The sequence below is a fragment of the Pseudomonas sp. MF5691 genome (genome assembly GCF_016405645.1).
Classification (GTDB): Bacteria; Pseudomonadota; Gammaproteobacteria; order Pseudomonadales; family Pseudomonadaceae; genus Aquipseudomonas; species Aquipseudomonas shahriarae.
In genome coordinates this window covers 47205-58259 of the sequence record NZ_JAEKDC010000029.1, presented here as the reverse complement: position 1 = coordinate 58259, position 11055 = coordinate 47205, and the positions used below count along the sequence as shown (strand labels likewise).

4 protein-coding genes and 5 pseudogenes are annotated in these 11055 nt (G+C 56.9%); 8 read left to right on the top strand and 1 reads right to left on the bottom strand.

Going from position 1 to position 11055, the window contains the following annotated elements; all coding sequences use genetic code 11:
• Positions 1-190 precede the first annotated feature (190 nt).
• From JFT44_RS25880 to JFT44_RS25855, 7 genes and pseudogenes are all read left to right on the top strand, one after another.
• Positions 191-1306: pseudogene (locus JFT44_RS25880) on the top strand (autotransporter domain-containing protein); the annotation flags it as partial.
• Between the two features lie 365 nt (positions 1307-1671).
• Positions 1672-2546, top strand: a pseudogene (locus tag JFT44_RS25875) (IS3 family transposase); the annotation flags it as partial.
• A gap of 58 nt (positions 2547-2604) precedes the next feature.
• Entirely contained in the window at positions 2605-3981 is a 1377-nt protein-coding gene (locus tag JFT44_RS25870) for an IS30 family transposase (RefSeq protein WP_198831405.1), read from the top strand.
• Positions 3980-4258: pseudogene (locus JFT44_RS25865) on the top strand (IS3 family transposase); the annotation flags it as partial. The gene JFT44_RS25870 and the pseudogene JFT44_RS25865, both read left to right, overlap by 2 nt.
• 36 nt (positions 4259-4294) lie before the next feature.
• Positions 4295-4465: pseudogene (locus JFT44_RS29240) on the top strand (IS481 family transposase); the annotation flags it as partial.
• A gap of 36 nt (positions 4466-4501) precedes the next feature.
• Positions 4502-5422 (top strand): annotated as a pseudogene (locus JFT44_RS25860) (OprD family outer membrane porin); the annotation flags it as partial.
• Positions 5423-5995: 573 nt separating this feature from the next.
• On the top strand, positions 5996-7507 hold the full coding sequence (locus JFT44_RS25855; protein ID WP_120733383.1) for a serine protease: 1512 nt from the start codon (positions 5996-5998) through the stop codon (positions 7505-7507).
• Between the two features lie 76 nt (positions 7508-7583).
• Here the strand turns inward: JFT44_RS25855 and JFT44_RS25850 are convergent, their stop codons facing one another.
• Positions 7584-8102 (bottom strand): GNAT family N-acetyltransferase, encoded by a 519-nt coding sequence (locus JFT44_RS25850; RefSeq protein WP_120733381.1) that lies wholly within the window; start codon positions 8100-8102, stop codon positions 7584-7586.
• Positions 8103-8413: 311 nt separating this feature from the next.
• Between JFT44_RS25850 and JFT44_RS25845 the strand changes: the two genes are divergently transcribed.
• Complete coding sequence (locus JFT44_RS25845) at positions 8414-10987, top strand: heavy metal translocating P-type ATPase (RefSeq protein WP_057959276.1); 2574 nt, start codon at positions 8414-8416, stop codon at positions 10985-10987.
• Positions 10988-11055: the final 68 nt, after the last annotated feature.

The following is an 11055-nucleotide window of genomic DNA, read 5'->3' as shown; positions in this document are numbered from 1 at the left end:
TGTGGTTGCAACGCCTGTTCAGCCAGGGCCTGATGTGGTGGGTACTCCACCGCCAGCCTCGTCACCGACTGTGGTTGCAACGCCTGTTCAGCCAGGGCCTGATGTGGTGGGTACTCCACCGCCAGCCCCATTACCGACTGTAGCTGTAACACCTCCGAAATCTGTGCAGCGAGAGCCTGAAGTGACGGCCATGAGCATTGCCATTCAGCGCAACAAAACCACCTTTGCCAGCGTTGCACAGACCAAAAATGAGCGCGCGGTTGCAGCCGTGGCTGACACCTTAGCCCCGGGGAACTCTGTATATGAGAGCCTTTTGACCTTCAACTCCGCTGAACAGGCTCGTCAGGCCTTCAAGCAACTTGATGGCCAGGTTCATGCTGATGCCGCCGCCGCGCAGATCGCCGACAGTCGTTATGTTCGTGATGCGGTGAATGCTCGCCTGCAACAGGCTCAGGCGTTGAATTCAGACACAAAAATTCAAGTCGACAACAGCAACGGCGGCTGGGTGCAATTACTCGGAGGTCACACGCAACTTGACTCCGATCACAACGCCACCAGCTACAGCACCTCTACCACTGGCGTGCTGCTCGGTCTGGACACTGATATCGGTGATGGATGGCGAATCGGCGGGGCGACGGGCTACACCAAAAGCGATCTGAAGGGTTCCTCCAGAACGTCGGCCAATAGCGACAACTATCACTTGTCGATCTATGGGGGTAAACGCTTCGATAGCATCGCTTTACGTTTCGGCGGAGCGAGCACCTGGCACCACTTTGACACCTCCCGTAACGTGAACTACGGCAACCAATCCGTTCATCAAAAAGCGGATTACAACGCACGAACGGATCAGGTGTTCGGTGAAGTTGGCTATACCGCCTGGTCAGCCTTCGAGCCTTTTGCAAACCTGGCCTACGTTAATTTCCAAAATGACGCGTTCAAAGAGCGTGGGAAAGCAGCGGCATTGCGCGCCAGTAAGCAAAGTCAGGATGCAATTGTCTCGACAGTTGGCGTGCGCGGGCATATGCAATTGCCGGTGAGTTCTACTCGTTCGGTGAAACTGGGTGGCGAGTTGGGCTGGGAGCATCAGTACGGCGAGCTGGAACGGCAAAGTTCCTTGAAATTTGTCGGAAGCGAGGCCGCGTTTGCGGTGGGTAGCGTGCCAGCGTCACGTGATGGTGCTGTGGTCAAAGCCTCGGCAGAAATGGCCATGACCAAGGACACGTTGATATCGCTTAACTACACCGGGCTGGTTTCCAGTCATGGTGGTGGCAACGCGGTTAACCTTGGGTTCACCTTCCAGTTCTAACTTCAGACCAGTGTGGTGCAATGAGTTTTCATTGCGCCACACTGGCTAAATTGAATCGCCCCCGGCTTCTCCAGACGCCTTGCAAGCTCACTCAGTGTCCATGCACTGTTCAATAGCCATCGCTATGGACTCTACGTCTTCCGGTAATTTGCTGGTCGCGACTCTGATGTACGAATCTGCACTCTTGGTGAAGAATTTTGAGCCTGGAAACACGGCATATCCATGCAGCGCCATGGTCACCAGCGCGTGCTGTTCGGACGGTACTTGAATCGCCCCGGATTCTCTAGACACCTTGCAAGCTCATTTGGACTGCCCCCGGCATCGTAGACATCTCCAGCCTATGCTTTGAGCATAGGAGGAAGTTTATGAGCACCCAACGATTCACGCCGGAATTCAAGGCAGAAGCCGTGAGGCAAGTTATTGAACGCGGATACTCCGTTGCGGAAACAGCCGAGCGCCTCGGCGTTTCGACCCACAGCCTCTACAAATGGGTCAAAGCCGTGACGCCTGACAAAACCGAGAAACAGGCCAGCGAGTTGCTCGAAGCCAAAAGTGAGATTTTGCGGCTGCGAGCCCAAATGCGACGCTTGGAAGAAGAGCGCGACATATTAAAAAAAGCAGCGCGGTACTTCGCCAGGGAACCCGAGTGAAATACCGCTTTATGAACGAGCATCGGCATCAATACGCGATCACTACGCTGTGCCGGGTTTTGCAAGTTGCTCGTGCCGGGTTCTATCAATGGCTACACAAGCCTGTTTCTGACCGCGAAAAAGAGAATGGTCGGCTGTTAGGGCTGATCCGCGACTCCTATGCGGCCAGTCGAGGTGTGTATGGCGCACGGCGGGTGTTTGCTGACTTGCGCGAGGCTGGAGAAAGTTGCGGCAAGCACCGTGTTGCGGCACTGATGCGCACCAATAAAATCAAGGCGCTCAGAGGATATAAAGCCCCGCGCGCAATCAAAGGCAGACCATCGATCATTGCCCCCAATCGACTTAACCGGGCCTTCACTGTCGATGCCCCTAATAAGGCTTGGGTGACCGATATCACTTACATCCGAACGTGGCAGGGATGGCTATATCTGGCTGTCGTACTGGATCTCTACGCTCGCAAGGTGGTCGGCTGGTCAATGAAGCCAACGCTAGGCAAGGAGCTGGCGCTGGACGCGCTGCTCATGGCGGTATGGCGCCGTAAACCCAAAACCAGAGTCATCGTGCATTCGGACCAGGGTAGCCAAGGCGGATTCAACCGGTCGTCGCAACACCTTGATCGAGGTGTTTATGGGACGACCCGCAGGATGGATGCAAAAATTGACGGGCCGGGGAGCTATGCGTTCTCCAGGTGCACCCTCACTTCGTAATGAGATCGAGCGGCTATTTTGGGTGCAGATAGCAACAGGCATCACAAGCGAAAAGGCAGCACATGCCGTTGGCGTATCAACAGCGGTAGGTACACGCTGGTTCCGTCATCGAGGCGGGATGCCATTATTCATGTCGAATCACATATCAGGACGATACTTATCGTTTGCAGAGCGAGAAGAGATTGGGCTGCTTCGAGCGCAAAGTGTTGGCGCTCGTGAGATCGCCCGTCGCCTTGGACGAAGCCCATCGACAATTTCACGGGAGCTGACACGAAATGCTGCTACCCGTTGCGGTCGGCTTGAATATCGAGCGTCAGTAGCGCAATGGAAGGCAGAACTGGTGGCCAAGAGGCCGAAACCAGCGAAACTGGTCACTAATCCGCGACTGCACCAGTACGTACGCGACCGCCTTGAGGGCAAGGTTCAAGACGCCGATGGTCGTGAGATTTCTGGGCCTCGGCAAGCGCCCTTCAAAGGTCGAAATAAACCGCATCGCAGTGACCGTAAATGGGTCAAAGGCTGGTCGCCTGAACAGATTGCCAACCGGTTCCAGATCGATTTTCCGGATGATGAGTTCATGCGTATCTCTCATGAAGCCATATATCAGGCGCTCTACATTCAGGGTCGAGGAGCTCTCAAGCGCGAACTGGTGAGCTGCCTGCGCTCAGGACGAGCATTGCGCGTGCCGAGAGCCAGAGCGCAGGCCAAAGTGTGGGCACACGTCAGCGAGGACGTCATGATCTCCAGTCGCCCTGCTGAGGTAGAAGATCGGGCTGTACCCGGGCATTGGGAGGGCGACCTGATCATCGGTCTGAACCGCTCTGCGATTGGAACTCTGGTCGAGCGCTCAACTCGATTTACCATGCTCGTCCACCTGCCTCGCGAGAAAGGTTATGGGCTAATTCCCCGCACGAAGAACGGCCCGGCGCTGGCTGGCTATGGGGCTGTTAGTATGGCCAATGCATTGAAGAAGACGGTGACGGATCTTCCCATCGAGCTGTGGCGATCTTTGACCTGGGATCGTGGAAAGGAGCTGTCGGATCACGCTCGATTTACCATCGAATCCGGAGTAAAGGTTTTCTTTGCTGACCCACATAGTCCATGGCAGCGCGGCACAAACGAAAATACGAACGGCCTTCTACGGCAATACTTCCCGAAAGGCACTGACCTCTCTCGTTGGAGTGCCCAAGAAATACAGGCGGTAGCTCACGTACTTAACACTAGACCTCGAAAAACACTCGGCTGGAAAACACCTGCCGAAGCACTGAATGAGTATCTAAAGTCTGTACAACAATCCAGTGTTGCGACGACCGGTTGAATCCGCCCAATATGGTAGCGATGACTGGAAACGTTTTTGTCTGGCCAACCACCTCGAGCCGAGTATGAGCCGCCGAGGAAACTGCTGGGACAATGCCGTGGCTGAGTCTTTTTTCAGTAGCCTGAAAAAAGAACGCATCCGCAAGAGGATCTACAAAACCCGGGACATGGCCCGTGCCGACGTATTCGATTACATTGAGGCGTTTTACAACCGAACGCGTCGTCACAGTCACCTGGGCGGCGTCAGTCCTGAGGCCTTTGAAAGTGCCTCACTTTGAGGCTGGAAAATGTCTACGGAAGCGGGGGTAGTCCATCGAGCAGGTCTTAGGATCTACATAGGCAATCTGCTCAAGCATCAGACCATTGGAATGGAGCTAATTCGAGATGATGTCTGGGAGGTGATCTTCGGGCCTGTGATCCTAGGCCGTGTCGATGCTAGAGACGCAAAGAACGGGTATGTTTCAATCAAAGTGTCACCTATGTGAATGCACTTTTTTGTAACCTATGTGGTTGTCCCGTACATCGAGCCAGCACTGCCGATCCTCAAAGCCAGTGACGGGCGTGTCACTCCACAGCTGTTTCAGGGAGGGATGGTCACATCGAAGGATTTCGACAGTTTCACTTTTGTAGCCGGCCAGTTCGATAAGGCGAAGGGGCGGGCCTCCACAAACCGCACGGGGCTTTCCGTGCCAGGAGCCACGGCTGAAAGCGATGATTTCACATTTGCCGGCGTGGACTGGCAGGCGACTAAGAACTTAACGCTGCAGTATTATCATGCCCGCTTAGAAGATTTCTACAATCAGGACTTCTGGGGTTTGTTGCACAGTTTTCCCATCGGCGATAGCCAGTCATTCAAGACTGACCTGCGTTACTTCAAAAGCGATTCCACTGGAGCAAATGGCACGGGTGGCTATCGTTTCAATAACAACGGAGGTTTTGCTAAAAGTCCTGGAGAGGTCGACAACGTCACGTGGAGTGCCATGTTCACCTATGTCTTGGGCGGGCATCAGTTCACTTTGGGTCGTCAAGAGGTGTCTGACGAAGGCGGCTTCCCATACCTGAATCAAGGTGGTTTGGTAAACGAGGGGGCTGGAGGCTCGAGTTTCTACTTGTTCACCAATCAAATGGCTGGGTCATTCGTCCGCGCAGGCGAGAAGACCAATTTCGGACAGTACCTGTATGACTTCGCAGCGAGTGGAGTACCAGGGTTAAAGGCCTCGTTGACCTATCTGCGTGGTCATCAGATCAAAGCAACTTCCGGGGTCGGGCACGACCTGAATGAGTGGGAACGCAACGTTCGCTTGGATTATGTAATCCAATCGGGCACCTTCAAAGGCTTGGGTGGAACGGTTCGCTACGCTCAGTATCATGGTTCCGGCACTGCATTGCAGGATCAGGATCAACTCCGGGTTTTCCTGAACTATTCGTACAGCTTTTTTTAGTGTGTATAGACCGTGAAACCAGAGAACCTGGCGGGTGTGACGGCGCCCGTAGGGGGACGCGGTGTCTAATTTGCTGGTTTGACCTTCAGCAACTTTCACATTGATACCTGCAGTCGCGTCCTTGCCAGGGGTAACTCATGACGCATGACCCGAAGGATTAACCCTGTCCCCGATATTGAAGCTTCGGCGTCTTTTTTCGTTGCGCTGACATCCCTCGAAAGCCGCGAGTATCCGGACGTTTTTAGTCCAGAATCTAGTCCATGAAAATGGGGGGCTTCGAGATCGGATTGCTGCCGGAGCCCGGCGAGTCATTTGCTGAACATCTCGCCCTGAGTCCAACCTTCAGAAGGCTGGAAGCAGGGCGCTTTCAGATGCAGCCGTCCGGTAGGCCAAGATTACACCCTTGCAACATTGACGGCCGGTCTCTGGTGGTGACGGCTTCACGCGGGCGTTGTTGGCACGTGCATGAGTACTTCCTCGGTCGTTCACTGTAGCAACCCGATATGTCACATCAGTGATAAGTGCCGAGTAAATTCAGCGCAAATCACTGTTGCAACACTTCGAGGCTCTATCATGCTGACCCGTTGTTTTATCCCCTTTCTATTTCTTTTGGTTTCTTGTATTGCCGGACAAACCCACGGCAGGGATCTGGCTGAAGGACTGACCGAACAGGACCCGTCTGTGGCGTTGCAGAACCACGACCTGCGCTATGGGCTGTGGTCCGGCATTGGACTTATGAAAAATGCAATCGGGCAAAGCTGCAATGCGGTTCTGCTGGATACTCGCGACCGGCAGAATAAAACCGTTGGCCCCGCCTATGTATTGACGAGTGGGCATTGTGTTTACTTCAGCTACGGCACGGCTTCTATCAACCAAACCGTAGAGGCGAGCATCACCTTCAACTATTTCCACGATACTCCCGCGCAACACCGGAAATTTCGCATCAAAACAGCGCATTGGAGCAGTATGGTCGGCACTGATCTGGCGGTTCTGGAGCTTGATGCGCCATTGGCTGCCCTCATTGCAGAGGGGGTCATGCCACTCAAGCTCGCGGCTCATCAGCACACTGGAGAGCGGGAGGTCATCAATGTCGGATCCCCGACCGGGTTTCGCCAAAAAGGCTTACGCATGAGTGCGTGCAAGGAAACGGCAACAAATAGCTTTGTCGAGCATCCCGGTGTATTTCCTGGCGCCATGAAAAACCGTTGCCAAGACCTTCAGTACGGAAGCTCCGGGAGCCCGATGCTCGATCGGGGTACCAACGAAATTACTGGCATTGTCAGCAAGGTCGCTGCTGTCATCAAAAAGGACATCCTCAGCAACTGTCTGAATACCTCCGCGTGTGAAGCGGCCAAGTTTAACTATAGCTATCCAGCGAACGACCTTCATCATTGTTTTGTCGATGGCCAGTTCTTGAATAACACGCGGGACTGCCAACTGAAATCCGTCGAACTCGTCCTTGAAGAGCCTTGGAAACTCAACCCCTACGTGCATTTGCAGCAGGGTGTGAACGGGCTCAGTATTTGGCCCACGTGGAACATCAGATTCTCGGTCAACGATCCCTACTATCGATTCAAGGCCGTGCGCGAGGTCAGGGAGTGTCGATCTCCCAGCGACTATCACAACGCCGTAGCGTCAACGGATGGTTACATCAACCAGGCGATCGGGCCGGCGCTGGGGGCCCATGTGTTGTGCATCATTGGGATACAAAACCGCAGCGAGCCCCTGACGCCAGCCTTGCTCCACAATGTTTTCACACACTCCGTATTTTTGACCGCCCCAACGCCGACACCGCAGATCAGCCTGAGCTACAACGTCAACTGGGACGACCAAACCACAGACTTCACCCATCACTACTTCTACGTGGATGCTTCAGAACGGGCTTTGTGCCAAGACATCGACGACGTCCGCTATGCATTGGCCAACGGCAGCAACCCTTACCAGGTGTCACAGCTCCCCATCACATTGTGCAGCTATGCCCGCAACCTTGCTGGTCAGCCGTCCGCCGTCCGTACGGATGTAATCGAAATATCAAGGTATCTCCCTCCCCAGCAAACGGTGAAGCCATCACCGTCACTACGCTAAGAGCTCATCGGTGACGATAAAAACGTCCCCGCTTGTTCACAAGGAGTGTCAGTGGGACGTTTACCGCGTAAACGCCTTAAGCCACTGGCCATGCCATGGCACACCGACTGCCCGGCGCGAATCCGTGCTGGTACTCCTCGCTCAATACGGCCGCTAGCCTCTGATCCAGGTCTGCGGTGGCTTTGATCTGGAATCCCAGGCGGGCATAAAAGGGGGCGTTCCATGGCACGCTCGTGAATGTCGTGAGCGTTACGAAACTCAGTCTGTTGGCGCGGGCATAGTCCTTTGCGGCCTCAACCAGACGCCGCCCCCAACCTTGTCCCTGCACCGCGTGCATCACGGATAACTCATAGATGTGTAAGTCATTGCCGTGGCGCGCAGCGCTGAGAAAACCTTGCGGCCGGTTTTCGGCGTCCAGGGCGACCCAGCAGGTCGAGAGCGCGATACGTTGGCGATGTTGCTCAACGGACATCGGGGGTGATTCAGCCAGCCAACTCAACCCATCAATCATGCGGAAGGCTTGAGCTGCGGAAATTTCGATGGCAGGCAGGCGTTGCGCATCTTCCGGTACAGCAACGCGAATAATCGCCGGCATGGGTCGCCCTTGGTGAGGTGAGACTGAACTGGAAAAACCAGCGTTCGAGGGGTGAAGATATCATGCACTCAGAGCCTCAGGCTCAGTGGTTTTGATGGCAGTCGAACTCATCAGAGGCCGGTCTAGAGCGGTTGCCGGTATCGCTCAAGGTCCGCGCGCAGGCTCTTACGATCTGCGTGCGGTAACGTCCTCCGCAGTCCAGCTGTCACACCAAACGCCAACCTGGCGAAACAGATGACGCAAAAGCCTTGACCTTTCCATCATGGGAAGCTTCAGGCTTGCTTCATCAGTAACATTCAAGGGGTATTGCAATGGCTACGGTTTCCCATCAGCAGGGGTCCAACCCATCCAGTTCGCGGGAGGTGCGCCTGAGTCTGCCGGTCGAGGGCATGACGTGCGCATCCTGCGTCGGTCGGGTCGAGCGCGCGCTGAAAGCGGTGCCTGGCGTGCACACGGCCGCCGTCAATCTTGCCACCGAGCATGCCAGCATCACCTTCACCGGGGCGCCCGATCCCCAGGCGGCGGTGCGTGCCATCGAGAGCGCAGGCTACAGCGTGCGTGAAGAGACGACTCATCTTGCGATAGAAGGCATGACCTGTGCGTCATGTGTGGGCCGGGTCGAAAAGGCCCTGGCTAAAATCCCCGGCGTGCTCGAAGCCACGGTTAACCTGGCCACCGAGCGTGCCCGGGTGCGCCACTTGGGCGGCGCAGTCTCCACGGCAGACCTTGAAGCAGCAGTGGAGCAGGCCGGCTACAAGGCCCGCCGCTTGTCCGCCGAGTCGCCGAGCGAGGGCGACCAGGATGCCGCGCGGCGCGACAGCGAAGCTCGGGAGTTGCAGCGCTCCATGTTGATTGCAGCGCTCCTCACTTTGCCGGTCTTCATCCTTGAGATGGGTTCGCACCTTATCCCTGCCATGCACCATTGGGTGATGGGGGTCATGGGGCAGCAGACGAACTGGTATGTACAGTTCGCGCTGGCCACCCTCGTGTTGTTCGGCCCAGGGCTGCGGTTTTTCCGCAAAGGCGTACCGGCGTTGCTGCGAGGGGCGCCAGACATGAACTCGCTAGTCTCTGTGGGCACCGCGGCGGCTTACGGTTATTCGCTGGTCGCGACGTTTATTCCCGAGGTTCTGCCGCAGGGCACCGCCAACGTCTATTTCGAAGCCGCAGCGGTGATTGTGACCCTGATCCTGCTGGGCCGCACGTTGGAGGCGCGCGCCAAGGGGCGAACCTCACAGGCGATCAAGCGGCTGGTCGGTCTTCAGGCGAAGACCGCGCGCGTGGAGCGCAATGGCGAAATATTGGAAGTTGCCCTTGATCAGGTGACGGCCGGCGACATTGTCTTCGTCCGTCCGGGGGAGAAGGTCCCGGTCGACGGCGAGGTGATTGAAGGCACCTCGTACGTTGACGAGAGCATGATCAGCGGCGAACCGGTGCCCGTGTCCAAAAGCGTAGGCGCCGAAGTCGTTGGCGGCACGATCAACAAGACCGGTGCGTTCAGTTTCCGGGTGACCAAAGTGGGGGCCAACACCGTCCTCGCGCAGATTATTCGCCTGGTGGAAGAGGCGCAGGGCTCCAAGCTGCCGATCCAGGCACTGGTGGACAAGGTCACGATGTGGTTTGTCCCGGCGGTGATGGCGGCGGCCACGGTGACCTTCCTGGTCTGGCTGATTTTTGGCCCGACGCCGGCGCTGACGTTCGCGTTGGTCAACGCGGTAGCGGTGCTTATTATTGCCTGCCCCTGTGCCATGGGGCTGGCCACGCCGACCTCGATCATGGTCGGCACGGGCCGCGCAGCCGAGCTCGGGGTGCTTTTCCGCAAGGGCGAGGCATTGCAGGCGCTACGCGATGTGTCGATTATCGCCCTCGACAAGACTGGCACGCTGACCAAGGGCCGGCCTGAGTTGACCGACCTGGTTCCCGCCGAGGGCTTTGACTACGACGAAGTATTGGCACTTGTCGCGGCGGTGGAGACACGCTCCGAACATCCGATTGCCGAAGCGATTGTCAGCGCGGCAAAGAGCAAGGGCATCACGCTTGCACCGATTGAGGCCTTCGACGCCGTACCGGGCTTTGGCGTGACGGCGAAGGTCGCCGCTCGCACGGTCTCTGTGGGGGCTGACCGGTTCATGACGCAACTGGGCCTTGATGTGACGGGCTTCCAGTCGACTGCCCAGCGTCTCGGCGAGCAAGGCAAAAGCCCGCTCTATGCGGCGATTGATGGCCGCCTGGCGGCGGTGATCGCGGTTGCCGATCCGATCAAGGAGACCACGCCCGAAGCGATCAGGGCCCTGCATGCGCTGGGGCTCAGGGTGGCGATGATCACCGGTGACAATGCGGCCACGGCAGCGGCAATCGCCAGGCAACTGGGCATCGATGAGGTGGCGGCCGAGGTGCTGCCCGACGGTAAGGTCGCGGCGCTGAAAAAGTTTCGCAGCAAGGGGGCGCGAGTTGCCTTTGTGGGTGACGGGATCAACGACGCACCGGCACTCGCCGAAGCAGACGTCGGGCTTGCCATCGGCACCGGCACCGATGTGGCCATCGAAGCCGCTGACGTGGTGCTGATGTCGGGCGACTTGCGCGGCGTGCCGAACGCCATCGCCCTCAGCCAGGCGACGATCCGCAACATCAAGCAGAACCTGTTCTGGGCCTTCGCCTACAACGCGTTGTTGATACCGGTTGCGGCGGGCGTTCTGTACCCGCTGAACGGCACGCTGCTGTCGCCGATCTTCGCCGCGGCGGCGATGGCGCTCTCCAGTATCTTCGTGCTTGGCAACGCACTGCGGCTCAAGCGCTTCCGAGCACCGATGACAGTAGAGAGCAGCGCCGAGGCGCCAGTGGGTGGGGCGGCATTGGCCAAGCCACGCCTAGCGAATGAGCACTGATATCAGGCTTGGGTTTGAACACGATTGAGGAGGCTGTAATGGCCAGTGAACCTCATCCGAGCGTGATT